Here is a 17,206-nt window from a genome sequence, read left to right as displayed (position 1 = left end):
CGGCCGATCCCACCGCGTCAGTAATCCGCGCGCTCGCGGTCGATGCGCATGCCGCCGTCGTGCCGGTGATGTCCATCCTCGCTTGGCCGTTCGCGCGCAATGCGCATCACGTCGAGATTGGTGCGCACGCGCCGCATCACGTTCGCCAGATGGACCCGGTCGCTGACCTGAATCACGAAGCGCAGCATCGTCGATTCCTGAGTCTGGTCTTCGTCCATTGCGATATGGACGATGTTTGCGTCGGCGGACGTGATGTCGGCCGCGACACGCGCGAATACGCCCTTCGTATTCTTCACCAGCACCTTCACCGCGACGTCGAACAACCGTCCCGGCTGCGGCGCCCATGCGACGTCGATCCAGCGGCCCGGATCGCGGCGATGAATACGCTGCGCAACGCGGCAATCGGTGGTGTGGATCGCCATGCCGAGGCCGATGCCGATATAGCCCATGATGTCGTCGCCCGGAATCGGCCGGCAGCACGCGGACAGCTGCACCGACATCCCCTCGGTACCGGTAATGACGACCGGCGGCGCAGTCGACGTACCGTGCTCGGAACGCGAGTGCTCGTCGTCGCCGTCATGGCCGGTCATCAGCACTTCAATGCGCTTGGCCATCACCGCGGCCACGCGCCGGCCGAGCCCGATGTCGGCGAAGATTTCCTGGCGGTTCTTGTTACCGGTCCACTGCACGAGCTTTTCCCACGCTTCCGGCGTTACATCGGACAGCGCCAGCCCATAGCCCTTCAGCGACTGATCGACAAGCCGCTCGCCCAGCTGCACCGACTCATTCAGGCGCATCGTCTTCAGATAATGGCGGATCGCGGTACGCGCCTTACCGGTGCGCACAAAACCGAGCCACGCTGGATTCGGCTTCGAATAAGGCGCCGTAATCACTTCGACGATATCGCCGCTCTTCAATTCGGTACGCAGCGGCAGCAGCTCATTGTTGATCTTCACCGCGACGCACTGGTTACCCAGATCGCTGTGAATCGAATACGCGAAATCGAGCGCGGTGGCGCCGCGCGGCAGCGCCATGATGCGCGACTTCGGCGTAAACACGTAGACCGCATCCGGGAACAGATCGATCTTCACGTGCTCGAGGAATTCGCTCGAATCGCCGACTTCGCTTTGAATGTCGAGCAGCGACTTGAGCCACTGATGCGCGCGCTTTTGCACATCGTTCAGATCCGCGGCACCGTTCTTGTACAACCAGTGCGCGGCGACGCCAGCCTCGGCGATCTCATGCATCTTGCGCGTGCGCACCTGAAACTCGATCGGCGCGCCGAACGGTCCGACCAGCGTCGTATGCAGCGACTGATAGCCGTTGACCTTCGGAATCGCGATGTAGTCCTTGAACTTGCCCGGCACGGGCTTATACAGCGCATGCAGCGCGCCGATGCAGGTATAGCATTCGAGCGCGCTCTCGACGACCACACGGAAGCCATACACATCGAGCACCTGCGAGAACGACAACTGCTTGTCGCGCATCTTCTTGTAGATACTGAAGATGGTTTTCTCGCGGCCGGTAACTTCAGCGTCGATCTTCGCGTCGACGATCGCGCGCTGCACCGACTCCAGAATCTTGCCGACCACTTCACGGCGATTGCCGCGCGCGGCCTTCACGGCCTTTTCGAGCGTGGCGTAGCGATGCGGATTGAAGTTCGCAAAGCTCAGATCCTGCAACTCGCGATACGTATTGTTCAGCCCGAGCCGATGCGCAATCGGCGCATAGATATCGAGCGTCTCGCGCGCGACGCGCCGGCGCTTCTCCGGCGGCACGGCGCCGAGCGTGCGCATGTTATGCAGCCGGTCGGCCAGCTTGACGAGAATCACGCGCACGTCGCGCGCCATCGCGAGCAGCATCTTGCGGAAGTTTTCCGCCTGCGCTTCCTCGCGATTGCGAAACTCCATCTTGTCGAGTTTGGACAAGCCGTCGACCAGTTCGGCGACCTTCGCACCGAAGCGCTCGGCGAGCTCGGCCTTTCTGACGCCCTGGTCTTCCATCACGTCATGCAGCAGCGCTGCCATCACCGACTGCGCGTCGAGCTTCCAGGCCGCGCAGATTTCCGCGACCGCAACCGGATGCGTGATGTAGGGTTCGCCGCTCTGACGATATTGCCCGAGGTGGGCTTCATCGCTGAAGTGGAACGCCGCCTTGATGCCTTTGATGTCTTCCGGCGGAAGATAGGCAGATAACGCAGCGGTCAGCTTGGCGATCGAGACGACGTCATGCCGGCGCGGCTGCTCCGGCGTGGCGGTCGGCCCGAACAGATGGCGAAACGACTGTTCGAGGACCGCATCGATGTATTTGCGTGCGGACGAAGGCGCCTCGGTATCGTTCGCATCGTCTGCATGGGGTTCGACGTCCGACGTGGAGGGCGATGGGTGAGTGCTCATATCCGCCTCCTGATCGGCTTGAATAAACCTGCACGGTGCGCAGATTCCGCACGCACAGGTTCAATTACATGACAAACAACCACTGCACACCCAGTTGCCGGACTACGTGACGATTAAACCGGCACCTTCTTCAGCATTTCGACGCCGACCTGGCCGGCCGCGATCTCGCGCAGCGCGATCACGGTGGGCTTGTCGCGGCTTTCGATCTTGGGCGTGTGACCTTGTGCGAGTTGACGCGCGCGATAGGTGGCGGCGAGCGCCAGCTCGAAACGATTCGGAATCTGTTTCAGACAGTCTTCGACGGTAATGCGGGCCATGGCGAAATTCCTCTTTGTATGTTGCTCATTCTACCTGATGTGCTCGAACTCTCGCCCGATCAGCCCGCGTGCGGCAGGTGGATGCCCAACTGGAAGAACAGGTTGGTGTGTCGTGCGTACTGCGATGCGAAACGCAGACGCGTCGCGGCAACCAGACATTGCAGCTCGGCGAGCGCGCGATCGAAGTTCTCGTTGATCATCACATACTCGGCTTCGGCGGCATGTCCCATCTCGCCACCGGCTGCGAGCAGCCGCCGTGTGATGACGTTCGGCTCATCCTGGCCACGCTTTTTCAAACGCTCTTCGAGCGCTTCGAGCGACGGCGGCAGAATGAAAATCTCAACAGCATTGTGAAATTGCCGCTTCACCTGCTGCGCGCCCTGCCAGTCGATTTCAAGCAGCACGTCATGGCCGCTTTTCATCTGCTCTTCGATCCACACGCGCGACGTCGCATAGTAGTTGCCGTGTACTTCGGCGCTCTCGAGAAACTCGCCGGCCGTATGGCGTGCGACGAAATCCTCGACGCTGGTGAAATGGTAATGCTCGCCGTCCTGCTCTTTCGGACGCGGCGGGCGCGTCGTGTACGAAATCGACAGGCGGATCGCCGGATCCTGCGCGAGCAGCGCATTGACGAGGGTCGATTTGCCCGCGCCGGACGGCGCGACAACCATAAACAGATTGCCGGGATAAGTGCCCGCGTACGGATTGCGCGGCGCGTTGCTTTCGCGAGTGTGATCGATCATGCGTGTGGTGCTCCTGCGGTTACTCCAGATTTTGTACTTGTTCGCGCATCTGCTCGATCAGGAGCTTCAGCGTCATCGACGAATCGGCGAGTTCCTTGGCGGCCGCCTTCGAACCCAGCGTATTCGCTTCGCGGTTCAGCTCCTGCATCATGAAGTCGAGCCGCTTGCCGACCTTGCCGCCCTTCTGGATCACATGACGCGTCTCGTTCAGATGCGCGGTGAGACGCGACAGCTCTTCGGCGATATCGATCCGAATACCGTACATCGTCACTTCCTGACGGATACGCTCGGCGATTTCTTCGCGCGACACGATGGTGGCGGCCGAATCCGGCGCCGCCATGCCCAGCGCTTCCTGCAAGCGCTCGACGATCTTCTGCTGGTGCCTCGTGATCAGCTCCGGCACCAGCGGCGTGATCTTCGTGACGATCGCTTCCATTTCAGTGACGTTGGCCAGCAGCATCGTCGCCAGTTGCGCGCCTTCACGGGCGCGCACGTCGATCAGCTCGGTAATCGCCTGCTTGCCGCTTTCGAGCACCGCGTCGCGCAACACTTCCGGCGACACGCCGCTTTCCGCCAGCACGCCCGGCCAGCGCAGAATCTCGCCGGTGCGCAGCGCGCCGGCCTGCGGGAACGCCTCGAGCACCGCGCGCTCGAGCACCGCCAGCTGTTCGAGCGCATCGCGGTTCAACGCACCCGCGTTGGCCGCCTGCTCGCTGCGCTGCAGGTTGACGCGGATGTCGACCTTGCCGCGCGACAGCTTCGTCATCAGCATTTCGCGCAGCGTCGGTTCGCACACGCGTACGTCTTCGGGCATGCGGAAGTTCAGGTCGAGGAAGCGCGAGTTCACCGTGCGCAGCTCGACGGACACGCTTACGCCGCCGTTGCCCGAAGCCGCTGCGAGTTCGCGCGTGGCGCTCGCATAGCCTGTCATGCTGTAGATCATCGTTCGTCTCGCGATGGGGGCATGTGCGCTAGCTCGCACGTGCCCGTGGATACCGATCGCCCGGCGTGTACGAGACGCGGGGCGGGGAACGCGCATTATCCCATTTTTGGCGGAAAGGCCCGCGCCAGACGCGTTGCGGGCCGGCGACAGGATCGGCGGTAAAATCCGGGTTGGCAGCAGCACCCTCCTCCCCCGATCTCCGACCACCACCACGGCACCCAGACACCACGATGAACGACACCACGACCCGTCCCAGCGGCCGACGCGCCGACCAGCTACGCGAAGTGCGCATCACGCGCCATTACACGAAGCACGCGGAAGGCTCCGTGCTGGTCGAATTCGGCGATACGAAGGTCATCTGCACGGCCAGCATTGCCGAGCAGGTGCCGTCCTTCCTGCGCGACCGCGGGCAAGGCTGGCTGACCGCCGAATACGGCATGCTGCCGCGCGCCACCCACACCCGCAGCGACCGCGAGGCCGCGCGCGGCAAGCAGACCGGCCGCACCCAGGAAATCCAGCGGCTGATCGGCCGCGCGCTGCGCTCGGTGTTCGATCTCGAGAAGCTCGGCCCGCGCACGCTGCATATCGATTGCGACGTGATCCAGGCGGACGGCGGCACGCGCACCGCGAGCATCACCGGCGCGTTCGTCGCCGCGCACGATGCGATCGCGAAGCTGCTCGCCACCGGCCGCATCGAGAGCTCGCCGATCACCGACTATGTGGCGGCGGTTTCGGTCGGCATGTTCGACGGGCTGCCGGTGCTCGACCTCGACTACGACGAAGATTCGCAATGCGATACCGATATGAACGTCGTGATGACCGGTGACGGCGGCTTCGTCGAAATCCAGGGCACGGCGGAGGGCGAGCCGTTTTCGCGCAGCGAGATGAACGCGCTGCTCGACCTCGCGCAAACCGGTATCGAGGCGCTGATCGAGCGGCAGAAGGAAGCTTTGGAGCTGAAGGGTGAGTAACAGCAATAACGGGGGCGACAGCGCAGTGAAGCTGTCGGCCGGCAAGGTGGTACTGGCGTCGAACAACGCCGGCAAGCTGCGCGAATTTGCAGCGCTGCTCGGCGCGGCGGGCATCGAACTGATCCCACAAGGTAAGTTGAACGTGCCGGAAGCCGAGGAGCCGCATCCGACCTTTGTCGAAAACGCGCTGACGAAAGCGCGCCATGCGGCGAAGCTCACCGGCCTGCCCGCGCTCGCCGACGATTCCGGCCTGTGCGTGCGCGCGCTGCGCGGCGCGCCGGGCGTCTATTCGGCGCGCTACGCGCAGCTCGCCGGCGGCGAGAAGAGCGACGCCGCGAACAACGCGCGGCTGATCGCCGAACTGCGCGGCGCGACCGACCGGCGCGCGTACTACTACTGCGTGCTCGCGCTGGTGCGTTACGCCGACGATCCGGAACCGCTGATCGCGGAAGGCCGCTGGCAAGGCGAAATCGTCGATACGCCGCGCGGCACGCACGGCTTTGGCTACGACCCGTACTTCTTCATCCCGGCGCTCAACGCGACGGCGGGCGAGATGGAGCCGGCAGTGAAAAACGCCACCAGCCACCGCGCGATCGCACTGCGGCATCTGCTCGCGCGGCTCAAGGAGGAAGCGTGAGCCCGGCCCTTTCCAGCGGCGGCGTGATTCGGGCCTTCACGGCGCCCGGCAGCATCCGGCTGACCTCGCTGCCGCCGCTCGCGCTGTACGTGCATTTCCCGTGGTGCGTGCGCAAGTGTCCGTATTGCGACTTCAACTCGCACGAGTGGAAAGGCGACGCGTTTCCCGAAACCGATTATCTCGATGCATTGCGCGCCGATCTCGAACAGGCGCTGCCGCTTGTGTGGGGCCGCCAGGTGCATACGGTGTTTATCGGCGGCGGCACGCCGAGTCTGCTGTCGGCGGGCGGGCTCGACCGGCTGCTGTCCGACGTGCGCGCGCTGCTGCCGCTCGACGCCGATGCCGAGATCACGATGGAAGCGAACCCCGGCACCTTCGAGGCCGCGAAGTTCGCGCAGTTTCGCGATAGCGGCGTGAACCGGCTATCGGTGGGCATCCAGAGTTTCAACGAAGCGCATCTGAAAGCGCTCGGCCGCATCCACGACGCGACGCAGGCACGGCAGGCGGTCGAAATCGCCGCGCGCACCTTCGACAATTTCAATCTCGACCTGATGTACGCGCTGCCGCAACAGACGCTCGCGCAATGTCAGGCCGATGTGGAAACGGCGCTGTCGTTCGCGCCGCCGCACCTGTCGCTGTACCACCTGACGCTCGAGCCGAACACGCTGTTCGCGAAGTTTCCGCCAGCGCTGCCCGACGACGACGCATCCGCCGACATGCAGGACTGGCTTCAGGAACGCACGGCTGCGGCAGGTTACGAGCGCTATGAGGTGTCCGCGTATGCGAAGCCGCATCGGCAGAGCAAGCACAACCTGAACTACTGGCGCTTCGGCGATTACCTCGGCATCGGAGCGGGCGCGCATACCAAGCTGTCGTTTCCGACCCGGATCGTGCGGCAGGTACGCTACAAGCACCCGACCACCTTCATCGACGAAGCGAAGGCCGGCCGACCGGTGCAGGAAGAACACGAGGTGAGCACACGCGACCTGCCGTTCGAGTTCATGCTGAACGCGCTGCGGCTGGTGGAGGGGTTTCCGGTGCATCGTTTCATCGAGCGCACCGGCTTGTCGATGACGTCGATCGAACCGGCCTTGCAAGAGGCGGAACGGCGCAAGCTGATCACGCGCGACCACGAGAAGATCGCGCCGACGCCGCTCGGCCAGGCGTTTCTTAACGATCTGCAGGCGCTGTTTCTGAAAGACCCGCAATAAACGCGCGCCGCGCGGACGTCGCGATCGCGTTTCGGGTTACAATTTCGGGCTCGGAGGGCTGGCAGAGCGGTTGAATGCACCGGTCTTGAAAACCGGCAAGGCTTTACGGCCTTCGTGGGTTCGAATCCCACGCCCTCCGCCAGAACATAAATGAATACGGGCCTCTCGGCCCGTTTTCATTTCTACCCGCCAAAGAATTCACCAAACTCACTTCCAGGCCACTCGCTCAAGCCTGCAGCAACCGTTCCGTCTCTTCCTGCTTCCACCCTTTACCTGTGTCTTTCATCACGATGTTCAGAGCCTGCTCTGTGACATTAAGGGCTGTCACAAGGTTTTTGATCTTTTCATTACCATCGGCGTGCTGCTTATAAAGCACCCTAAGAGTAATGTCTGCCGTTCTGGGAACAGGGTCACCCGACTTTTCCCATTTTGCGATAGCTTGATTGGTCTTCTCCAGCAGCTGCCCGAGGGAAGCTTGTGACAGGCACAATGCCTGACGGAGATATCTAAACTCCGGCCCGGTTAGCGGAGTTTTCTTGTCTGTTAAAGCCTCGCAGATGGCTTTAATAAGGCCATCGAGGTTGTGATAGGACACCGCCTTACCATAAGGCGTCTCAACCTCTTGATAGCCGTTGACCAGCCATACATTGGTTAGGCCGCCATCAGTAAATTGATGCATCTCTTTCTCTCCGTCTATTTGCCCGTCACTTGAAGGCTGTGACAACTACACCGCTAGTGGCGTGGATGTTCGATACCGCAACCACAATTTTCACGTTCACGCCGGCGCAAAAATGCTCTAACCGACATTTGATGTCGCCAGTCTTCTTGTCAACTTGCGGAGGCCGAACAATGAGTCCCTTCCTGAGTGTCTCAAGCGCCATCTGCATTGAGATTGCGCGCTTGGCCATCTGTGCTAGTACCTGCGTGGAGAAATAAATTTTGACCGTGTTCTGGGCGAGCTCATGAATGAGCGCCTCCCATTGCTTGTTTGTCGTTGCCAATTAGCCACCATCCCTCCGCTGAATCTATAAAAAGTATAGATTAAGGCGGTCCGGCGCACAACCGAAATTTCGTCAATTGGGGACCGGCAGAGCCTCGTCATCGACCCGAAGCACGGGCCCGGCCGGGCTCAGGATGTGTCGGCAACGCGCCCGGTCAATGAGCCGCCAGAGGCTCAACCCTGTCGTTCAACCGATACCCACGCCCGCGCACCGTCTCAATCACCGAGCCGCGCCCGAGCGCCCGCAGCGCCTTCCTCAGATAGCACACGTGCAGATCGACGCTACGCTCGTCGTGACCCGCCTGCGTCCCACACAATGCGTGGATGATTTCCTTGCGGCTGTACACGCGCTGACCGTGAGTCAGAAAGAAATGCAGCAACTGGCATTCGAACGCACTCAACGGCAATCCCGTGTCGCCGAAGTCCGCGCTGCTCCCAACACGCATCGCAGCAAAGTCCAGCGTCAATCCCATCATCGAAATGCGCGTGCACGCCTGACGCTGCAGCATCGGCCGTAGCAGCACACGCAAGCGCAAGATCAACTCGCGCGACGAAAACGGCTTGCAGACGAAATCGTCGGCACCAGCGTCGAGCGCACGCACGCAATCGTCTTCGTCGTCGCGTGCGCCCAGCATGATCACCGGCAAACGCTCAGTGCGGCACTGCGCACGCAAATCGATCAGCAACGACAGCCCTGAACTGTCGGGCAACGACCAGTCGACGATCAGCGCGTGCGGCAAGCGCGACGCGATCATCCCGGCCGCATGCTGCGCCGTAGGCGCAACGCAAGGCTGATAGCCAGCCTGTTGCAATTGCACCCACAGCATCTCGCAGACGCACAGATCCGCGTCGACAATCAGAATTTCCTTTTTGGTGCAGCACGCACTGTGGTTCGACACGCGGCCGCGGACCATCGAATTGCTCATGGCGTGGGCCGGTAACCGTCAGTCAGGGTGCCTAGAAACGCAATCACATCGGCGATTTCCGCGTCGTTCAATGCGGGCGCCTGCCCCGCCTTGCGATCGAACGGCGCATCGACGACATCGATATTCGCGCGATACTGCGGCGGCAGATCGTCGTATTTGTTCACCACCCCGCGACGGTTTACCGGGTACCACTTGCGCGGATCGGTGTCGCGTTCCACGTACCAATGCAGCACGTCGTTCAGCGAATGAAAGACGCCGTTGTGAAAAAACACCCGACGCGTCGCAACGTTGCGCAGCGTCGGCGTCTTGAACAGTCCACAGTAGTTCTTCTGTTTCCGGTAATCGCCGCGCGTCGGGCCGCACAGCCCGAGGTCGAAATGGTGCGGGTCGCGATTGAGCGCGAGCGTCCGGTTGCGCGGCACGCCGAGCGCTTCGAACTGAAAGTCGGTGAAGGCGGCGGGAAACACGCCATCGCGTGAGGGCTTGTCGATATGGCACGCCGCACAGTTGCCTTTGGCCGGATCTTCGAACAGCTTGAGCCCGTGCATTTCCTGCGCGCTCAACTGCACCTTGCCCGCCAGATACCCGTCGTACTTGCTGTCGTATGGATGAAACGACACGTCTTCGGCCTGATAGCGTCCAAGCGCGAACAGCGCCTCGCCGATCAGCTGCCCGGGATTGCTGAACACATTGGGCCCGAACAGATCGGTGAAGCGCTTCGCGTAGCGCGCATGGCGCAGCTTGCCGGTCACGTCGTCGAGATTGCGGTTCGCCATTTCGCGCGGATCGAGCAAGGGACCGACCGCCTGCTCCTGCAGCGTGTTCGCGCGGCCGTCCCAATCGAAACCGCCTTGCGGCACCGGCGCCACTGCCGCGGCCTGCTGCGCCACACTTTTCGCCACCGAGGCGACCGTGCCGCTGACCGCGGCAGGCGGCACGTCGGGCGCATCGGTGTCAGGCACGATGTTCGGCACACCGATCGTGAACGTCGGGTTGTGGTCGAGATAGCGCAGCGACGGCACCGCCCGCGCGCCTTCGAGGTTCATGCCGATGCCGCCGAAACGCGCGGGACGCCCATCGGGCGGACCGTACGCATGGGCGGGACTATGGCAGGACGCGCACGATATCCGGCCTGAACCCGACAGGTGTTGATCGAAAAAGATTTCCTTGCCGAGTTGCGCCATGGCCGAGAGTGGCGGCTGACGGCGCGCGGCGGAATCCGTCGAATCGGCGGACGCGTTGCGAACGCCGGACGCCGTTACCGCAGCGAATGGATGCGCCATTAACACTTGCATCGCGCCGCGCGCGCCGGGTGGGCCGCCGAGCGCCCCCGACGCGTTTGCGCCAGATTGCACCGGCGCCGCTGCCGGTGCCGCTGTCGCTCCAACTGCGGCGCCGGGCACGACACCCGAGGCCAGCCCATGCAAAGCAGCGAAACGCGGCTTGCCATCGCCGCTCCACACGGCCGCCGCAAACGCGGCGAGCGTCACCACCGCAAGCGTCGCGCACAGCCCCAGGTCGGACCGCGAACTCAATACCTTCATATTTCCCGCCAGACAGGTTGCCGTTGTTGCGCGTACCGGGTCAGTTGCATCTCGAGCGAACGAGCGAGTGAGCGCGTCGCGCGGGCGCCCGACGCCTTACCCGCTACCGCGCGCCGCCGCGCCTAGCCTCCCGTCAACGCCGCCTGCGCGCCCGGCAACGCGCCGGAGTTCGGATCGAGAATCAGCGTCGGCGTATTCAGCGTGAAGTCGAGCAGGTTCGTCAGCGGCCCCGACAGCGCATCGTACGAACCCTGGCCGAGCCGTTGCCCGTTGAGCCAGTTGTCTTCGATGAAGTGAATCAGCGAGGTCTGGTCGGCCACCGTGTGATCGATGAAGTTCGCCTTCGCGAACGGCGAGATGGCAATCAGCGGCAAACGCGGACCGTAGCCGCAGCGTCCCTGCACCGGCAAGCCGTTGACGCCGGGCAGCGGCGTGGTCGCACCGCCGGCGACGGTGGTCGTGCAGGTGCCCGGGCCGCTCAGCGCATCGGCGCCCGAGCTCGACGGGTTGATCACATGCGGAACATGGTCGTACCAGCCATCGGAGTCGTCGTACGTAATGAACACGACGGTGTTCTTCCAGTCCGGCTGCTGCTCGAGGAAGTTCACGGTGTTGACGAGGTAGGTCTGCTCGCTCAGCGGATCCGACGTCGCCGAGTGACCGCTTTGCCACGACGGCGCCTTCAGAAAACTGACGGACGGGAAGTTGCCCGCCTGCACGGCCGCGAAAAAGTCGTCGGTGTCGTAGCTATGGTTCGCGCCACCGTCGTTGTTCGTGCCGATCGCCATCAGCGACGAAGGCCGCGTGTGCTGCGGATTGCGCGTCGACGCGTAGTACTGGAACGGCGCGTGTTCCGGATCGTAGTCGGGGATATAGCCGCCCACCTCTTGCGAGAAGCTCGAACGCGCACAACCCGTGGTGCCGTTCGCGTTGGTCTGGGTCAGATCGAAGCCGCCCTGGAACCAGCCCCACGTGATGCCGGACGCGTTCAGCAGGTCGCCGATGTTCTTGCTCGTCATCGAGCCCGTCGTGCCGGTGCCCGAGCAGACGTCGGCGGTCGGCGCGACGTCGCTCATCAGCGTGAACGTGTTGGTGTTCGTGCCGTCATCCATCGCGGCGCCCGTCGGTGCCGTCGTGACCACGCCGTTGGTCTGTCCGGACACGAGGTTGATCGCGCCTTGCGTCGACGAACCGAAAGTCGTGCCGTAGAAGTTGTCGCTCATCGCAAAGCTTTGTGCGTAGTTCCACATCGCGGTGACCGTGTTGCCGTCGTAGTAGCCCTCGACGAGGCCGGTCGTAAAGAACGGTCCGGTGCCGGTCGACAGCGTCACGGCTTTGCCCGTGAATCTGGGGAACAGATCCATCGCGGGGTTGAGCGGCGCGGCGACCGCATCGAAGGCTTCCTGCTCGTTCCCGTAACCGTGGCTCTGGTCGGCCGTCAGCGCTTGCGTGCGATCGAGACGAAACGGATTGGTCGCGCCCGCGCCGTTTTGCGTATTGAGCAAATTCGGATTCGTCGTCAATAGCGGGCTGTTTTTGATCGTGAAATTCGGTTCGATCAGGTTATTGACAGCCGGCGTATTCTTCGCGGCAATGAACGGCAGTTCGAGTGGGCTGCCAGGATTGCCCGCCACCGGATACGTGCCGAAGTAGTGATCGAAGGAGACATTTTCCTGATAAATGATCACGATATGCTTGATCGGCGTGGCGGTCGCAATAGCGTCCTGGACGCTCGTCATCGGGTTGGTCGACGGCGGAGAAGCAGGGGTGCCCGAGCCGGATGCAGTGGGGCTCGAGGACGAATCGGACCCGCTGCATCCGCACAGCAGCAGCGTCGCGCCGACTAGCGCGCCGGCGAACAGGTTGTATTTCATTTAAACCAATCCTTTTATTTCGAATGGCGGGCTTTAAAACAGCCGGCATACTGGGAGGCAAGCAGCGGCGAGAATGCCAGCCTTATATTCCTTATGCATGACAGTTATTTTTTCTGGAATATGCCCAGGGCTTTCTGAAATATAAAAAGATTGATTCAGTTACCGGAATGAGATGTTCCGGAAATAAAACCTTAAGTTAAGACATCAATCGCGCGAAGAACGACGCCATCGCTAACCCGCATCGCATGCGCAAGGTCTCCAGCGCCGCCGGACGATTGTTCGCCGAACCCGATCAACCCACACGAATAATTTGATTCTCGTTATATACCGTCGGATATAACATAAAGCCCTGGTTATCAGCAGAGTCCAATGAAGGAGATAGCACCATGACCCATCCGCGAGTGGGCGATCTGGTTATTCGCAATGCAGAGTTAATCCCTGACAAGACCGCGCTCATCGAAGGCGAACGCAGCATCACGTGGCAGCAGCTCGATACGCACACCAGCCAGCTTGCCAATGCGCTGGCCACGCTCGGCCTGCACAAAGGTATGCGCATCGCAACCATCATCCGCAACGGCGCGGCCGCCATCGAAGCGATTTTCGCGCTATCGAAAGCGGGCTTGCTGGCCATCCCTGTCAACTATGGATTGACGGCTGCGGAAATCGGCGTGTTGCTCGACGACTCGCAACCTGCGGCCATCGTGGTCGACGCGGAATTCGTCGAGCGCCTGCAGGCCATCATCACCCGCCCCGGCATCCAGATCATCGTGCGCGGCGACCACGCGCTGCAAGCGGGCTGGCTCGCCTACGGCGAGCTGCTGGCGAACGGTTCGCCGCACCACCCCGACGTATCGATCGATCCCGACGATATCCGGATGATCCGCTACACCAGCGGCACCACCGCGGCGCCGAAGGGTTGCCTCGGCACGCACCGCCAGATTCTGTCGAGCATCGACAACTTTCTCGCGCAAATCGACGTGCCGAACCACGGTCCGTTTCTGCAGATGCTGCCGCTGTTTTCCGGCGCCGGCATCTGGATGGCGCTCGCCGCCGCGCGCCTCGGCGTGGGCAACGTGATGCTGCCCGAGTTCAGCCCGCCGGCCGCGCTGCGCAACATCGAGCGACACGGCGTCACCCATACGTGCGGGGTGCCGACCATGCTCAGCCGCCTCGCCGACGAACTGACCAAAGACACGTACCGCATCGATTCGTTGAAGCTGATCGGCTACACCGGCTCGAAGATGCCGGCCGGCACGATCCGCCGCGTACTCGAGCGCTTCTCGTGCGATTTCTATCAAGGCTTTGGCGGCGGCGAAATGGGCGGCCTCGTGTCGTATCTGCTGCCTGACGATCATCGCGCGGCCACCAGCGGCAACGAACTGGCGGCCCGCCGGCTGGCGTCGGTCGGCCGTCCGGCGCGCTACGCGGAAATCTGCATCCGCAGCCTGCAGGACGGCACGCCGCTGCCCGCCAACGAAGCCGGCGAGATCACAGTGCGCTCGCCGAGCAACTTCTCCGGCTACCTGAATCGCGCCGACGACACCGCGAAAACGCTGCGCGGCGAATGGGTCTACACCGGCGACGTCGGCTATCTCGACGACGACGGCTATCTGTTCGCCGTCGACCGCGCGAAGGACATGGTCGTGACGGGTGGCATGAACGTGTCGTCGGCGGAAGTCGAAGCGGTGCTGGCCGAGCATCCCGCGGTGAAAACCGCCGCCGTGATCGGCCTGCCCAGCGAAGAATGGGGCGAACAGGTCACCGCGGTGGTCGAACTGCGCGACGGCCAGCAGGTTTCCGAAGCCGACCTGATCCGCTTTTCGCGGCAACAACTGGCCGGCTACAAGGCGCCGAAGGCCGTGCACTTCGTCACCTCGTTCCCGATGAACAGCGTCGGCAAGATCCTGAAGCGCGAGCTGCGCGACAGCCTCGCCGTGCGCAAGCCCTGAGCGGGCGTTTGCGCCTCTACTTTCTATCTCACAGGAGACACCATGCAGTGGACATTGAACCGCACCGCCGGTCCGCGCGGCTACCTCATCGAAAAAGACGCATTCGAAACGATCGAAATCACGATGCCGGAAGAAGGTATCGCCGTAATGAAGCTGAATCGCCCTGACAAGCTGAACGCGTTCAACTCGGCGATGATCGGCGAAATCCGCGCCGCGATGTGGCGCCTGAACTATGACGATAGCGTGCGCGTGATCGTGCTGACCGGCGCGGGCCGAGGCTTTAGCGCCGGACGCGACGTGAAGGAACTGCAAGGCGAGCGCGGCATGCCGCTGCCGCAATATCGCGCTTACGTGCGCGCCAATCACGACATGCTGAACGATTTCGAAGCGATCGAGAAACCGGTGATCGCGGCGATCAATGGCATCTGCGCGGGCGGCGGCATCGAAATGGCGGCGTCGTGCGACTTCCGCTTTGCATCGAAGGAGGCGACCTTCCTGTTGCCGGAAATCTTCATCGGCGTGATCCCGGCCTCCGGCGCGTGCTCGCGGATGATCCAGATGATCGGCATCGAAAACGTCAAAGACCTCGTGATGACCGGCCGCACCGTCGACGCCGACGAAATCCGCGAAATGGGCTTCGTGCGCCGCGTGGTGGCACACGACGAGCTCGAAACGAAGGTATTCGAATTCGCGCGGCTGTTGATGCGCGGTGCGCCGCAGGCAGTCGGCATCGGCAAGCACGTAACCAACACGTGCCAGAACGTCGATACCGAAACCGGCCGGATGATCGAGCGTCTCGCGCAATCGTCGCTGGTCGGCACTGCCGATTCGACCGAAGGCGTGCGTTCGTTCCTCGAAAAGCGCCCGCCGAAGTTCACCGGCCGCTAGGCGTCCAGCAGAAGCCATCGGGCCAGCCGCCCGCAGCGGGCGCAGCTGGCTTCCTTATCACTTCGTTGCAGAGGCATCGCGTTGAAACTGTCCGGCATCCGCGTTCTGGATTTCTCCCGCTTCATGGCCGGCCCGCTGGTCTCGTCGATCATGGCGGACCACGGCGCAGAAGTGATCAAGATCGAAGCCCCCGAAGGCGACCCAACCCGCGCAGGGCGCCGCAGCCGCGCCACGCAAAACGCCGGCGATTCGTTCGCGGTGCTCAATCGCGGCAAGCAGAGCATCGTGCTCGATCTGAAACAGCAACGCGACCGCGACGCGGCACGCGAGTTGATCGCCACCGCCGACGTGCTGGTCGAATCGTTCAGCCCGGGCGTGACCGCGCGCCTCGGTATCGACGCGGCCAGCGCGCATGCGCTCAGTCCACGTCTGGTCTACTGTTCGATCAGCGCGTTCGGCCAGCACGGGCCATTGCGCGACACCGCCGCGCACGATCCCGCGGTGCAGGCGCTGGCCGGCATCATGCCGCGCGATCGCGCAGGCAGGCCGGTGATTTCCACGGTGTCGATCGCATCGTGGTGCACCGCGCACAGTGCGCTGGCCGGCATCCTGATGGCGCTGATCGCGGCCCGCGAGACCGGCGTGGGCGACCATCTCGATCTGTCGATGCATGACATCGCGCTGAGCACGCGGCCGAATGCGGCGTTCGATGCGCTTTCGAGCCCGGCACCGGACGAGGCCGCGGCGCGCGATCTGACGCTCGGCTACGCAATGCTCGAGCCGTACCAGACTGCGGACGACGCGTGGCTGTGTCTCGGCGCAGGCGAAGCGCGCTTCGCGCGGCCACTGCTCGACGCACTGCAGCGCACGGACCTGCTCGATGTCGCGCTGGGTCAACCCGGCGACGCACAAAACCCGCTGCGCGATTTTCTCGCGACAAGCTTTCGCACGCGGCGCCTCGACCACTGGCTCGACTGGCTGCAATCACACGGTATTCCTGCGATGCCGGTGCTCAGCTACCGCGATGCGATGCGTCATCCGCACGTCGAGGCACGCGGCATGCTTCTGATCGATGCTGAAGGACATCGTCATCTGAACACACCAATCCGTTTCGCTCGCGAGCCGGGGCGGCCCGTGCTGCGGGTGCCGAAGCTCGGCGAGCATACGGCGTTGATTACCGCAGTGCGCAACGACGCATAGCACGCGGCGCAGGCCTCGACAGGCGCCGGCGCGCCAGCAGCTTCGCCCAACCACCGATACAATTCAACGAGACCCTTCCTCGCACGATCCTTCTCACCTGAAAGGAAGGAGACTCGAATGTTCAAACTTGCTCTTGCTGCCGGCGCGGCGGCACTGCTCGCCGGCTGCGTCGCGGTGCCCGGTTATTACGGCTACGATGCGTACGGCAATCCGTATGCGTACCCGTACGCCTACCCGTATGGCTATCCATATGGCGCATACGGCGCTTACGGCTATGGATACGGCCCGGGCTATTACGCGCCGTACTATCCCGCGTACAGCACCCTCAGCATCGGTTTCTGGGGTGGCGGCGGCTGCTGCTACTGGGGGCGCGGTTACTACGGCCGCGGTGGTTACTACGGCCGCGGTGGTTACTACGGCCGCGGCTGGTACGGTCGCGGCTGGTACGGCGGCGGCCACGGCGGGTGGCATGGTGGCGGCGGCGGCGGCTGGCACGGCGGTGGAGGCGGCAGCGGCTGGCATGGCGGCGGTGGCGGTTCGCGCCATTAGCGCGCCATGCGTGCGACATGCGCGCGACATGCCGGCAGCCAACCGTACGCCCCATGGT

General features: G+C 63.0%; 16 protein-coding genes and 1 tRNA gene. 8 read left to right on the top strand and 9 right to left on the bottom strand.

What is annotated here, in order from left to right:
* Positions 1–17: 17 nt before the first annotated feature.
* From ACYVNQ_RS27900 to ACYVNQ_RS27885, 4 genes are all read right to left on the bottom strand, one after another.
* Entirely contained in the window at positions 18–2,396 is a 2,379-nt protein-coding gene (locus tag ACYVNQ_RS27900) for a RelA/SpoT family protein (RefSeq protein ID WP_460906943.1), read from the bottom strand.
* Between the two features lie 113 nt (positions 2,397–2,509).
* Complete coding sequence (gene rpoZ / locus ACYVNQ_RS27895; protein WP_114176401.1) at positions 2,510–2,713, bottom strand: DNA-directed RNA polymerase subunit omega; 204 nt, start codon at positions 2,711–2,713, stop codon at positions 2,510–2,512.
* A gap of 59 nt (positions 2,714–2,772) precedes the next feature.
* Complete coding sequence (gene gmk, locus ACYVNQ_RS27890) at positions 2,773–3,456, bottom strand: guanylate kinase (protein ID WP_460906941.1); 684 nt, start codon at positions 3,454–3,456, stop codon at positions 2,773–2,775.
* 19 nt (positions 3,457–3,475) lie between these two features.
* Entirely contained in the window at positions 3,476–4,399 is a 924-nt protein-coding gene (locus ACYVNQ_RS27885) for a YicC/YloC family endoribonuclease (protein ID WP_460906939.1), read from the bottom strand.
* Between the two features lie 230 nt (positions 4,400–4,629).
* Between ACYVNQ_RS27885 and rph the strand changes: the two genes are divergently transcribed.
* The 4 genes from rph to ACYVNQ_RS27865 all read left to right on the top strand — a co-directional run bounded on the left by rph (position 4,630) and on the right by ACYVNQ_RS27865 (position 7,360).
* Complete coding sequence (gene rph / locus ACYVNQ_RS27880; RefSeq protein WP_460906937.1) at positions 4,630–5,370, top strand: ribonuclease PH; 741 nt, start codon at positions 4,630–4,632, stop codon at positions 5,368–5,370.
* Positions 5,363–6,007: an RdgB/HAM1 family non-canonical purine NTP pyrophosphatase gene (gene rdgB, locus ACYVNQ_RS27875; RefSeq protein ID WP_460906935.1), complete on the top strand. Its 645-nt coding sequence runs from the start codon at positions 5,363–5,365 to the stop codon at positions 6,005–6,007. Before rph ends, rdgB begins: the two co-directional genes overlap by 8 nt.
* The gene (gene hemW / locus ACYVNQ_RS27870) at positions 6,004–7,218 is read left to right on the top strand and encodes a radical SAM family heme chaperone HemW (protein WP_460906933.1); all 1,215 of its coding nucleotides are present in this window, start codon (positions 6,004–6,006) and stop codon (positions 7,216–7,218) included. The genes rdgB and hemW overlap by 4 nt, the downstream gene beginning before the upstream one ends.
* Positions 7,219–7,270: 52 nt before the next feature.
* Positions 7,271–7,360, top strand: a tRNA-Ser gene (locus ACYVNQ_RS27865).
* An 84-nt stretch (positions 7,361–7,444) separates the two neighbouring features.
* On the opposite strand, the gene ACYVNQ_RS27860 is transcribed toward ACYVNQ_RS27865, so the two are convergent.
* The 5 genes from ACYVNQ_RS27860 to ACYVNQ_RS27840 all read right to left on the bottom strand — a co-directional run bounded on the left by ACYVNQ_RS27860 (position 7,445) and on the right by ACYVNQ_RS27840 (position 12,562).
* Positions 7,445–7,897 carry a helix-turn-helix domain-containing protein gene (locus ACYVNQ_RS27860; protein ID WP_460906931.1) on the bottom strand — a complete coding sequence of 151 codons (453 nt, stop codon included), beginning with the start codon at positions 7,895–7,897 and terminating at the stop codon, positions 7,445–7,447.
* 25 nt (positions 7,898–7,922) lie between these two features.
* Positions 7,923–8,219 carry a hypothetical protein gene (locus ACYVNQ_RS27855; RefSeq protein ID WP_460906929.1) on the bottom strand — a complete coding sequence of 99 codons (297 nt, stop codon included), beginning with the start codon at positions 8,217–8,219 and terminating at the stop codon, positions 7,923–7,925.
* Positions 8,220–8,373: 154 nt separating this feature from the next.
* Positions 8,374–9,144 (bottom strand): response regulator, encoded by a 771-nt coding sequence (locus ACYVNQ_RS27850; RefSeq protein WP_460906927.1) that lies wholly within the window; start codon positions 9,142–9,144, stop codon positions 8,374–8,376.
* On the bottom strand, positions 9,141–10,688 hold the full coding sequence (locus tag ACYVNQ_RS27845; protein WP_460906925.1) for a cytochrome-c peroxidase: 1,548 nt from the start codon (positions 10,686–10,688) through the stop codon (positions 9,141–9,143). Before ACYVNQ_RS27845 ends, ACYVNQ_RS27850 begins: the two co-directional genes overlap by 4 nt.
* A gap of 122 nt (positions 10,689–10,810) precedes the next feature.
* The gene (locus ACYVNQ_RS27840; protein ID WP_460906923.1) at positions 10,811–12,562 is read right to left on the bottom strand and encodes a phospholipase C; all 1,752 of its coding nucleotides are present in this window, start codon (positions 12,560–12,562) and stop codon (positions 10,811–10,813) included.
* A gap of 386 nt (positions 12,563–12,948) precedes the next feature.
* Here ACYVNQ_RS27840 and ACYVNQ_RS27835 point away from each other — a divergent pair, with 386 nt between their 5' ends.
* From ACYVNQ_RS27835 to ACYVNQ_RS27820, 4 genes are all read left to right on the top strand, one after another.
* Entirely contained in the window at positions 12,949–14,511 is a 1,563-nt protein-coding gene (locus tag ACYVNQ_RS27835; protein ID WP_460906921.1) for a class I adenylate-forming enzyme family protein, read from the top strand.
* Between the two features lie 42 nt (positions 14,512–14,553).
* Positions 14,554–15,399, top strand: coding sequence for an enoyl-CoA hydratase/isomerase family protein (locus ACYVNQ_RS27830; protein WP_460906919.1), 846 nt, complete (start codon positions 14,554–14,556; stop codon positions 15,397–15,399).
* A gap of 81 nt (positions 15,400–15,480) precedes the next feature.
* Complete coding sequence (locus tag ACYVNQ_RS27825) at positions 15,481–16,599, top strand: CaiB/BaiF CoA transferase family protein (protein ID WP_460906917.1); 1,119 nt, start codon at positions 15,481–15,483, stop codon at positions 16,597–16,599.
* 117 nt (positions 16,600–16,716) lie between these two features.
* A complete protein-coding gene (locus ACYVNQ_RS27820) occupies positions 16,717–17,148 on the top strand; it encodes a hypothetical protein (protein WP_460906915.1) in 432 nt (143 codons plus the stop codon).
* The last annotated feature ends 58 nt before the right edge of the window (positions 17,149–17,206 follow it).

The sequence above is a fragment of the Paraburkholderia jirisanensis genome (assembly GCF_054782355.1).
This window is presented reverse-complemented; position numbering and strand designations above follow the sequence as displayed.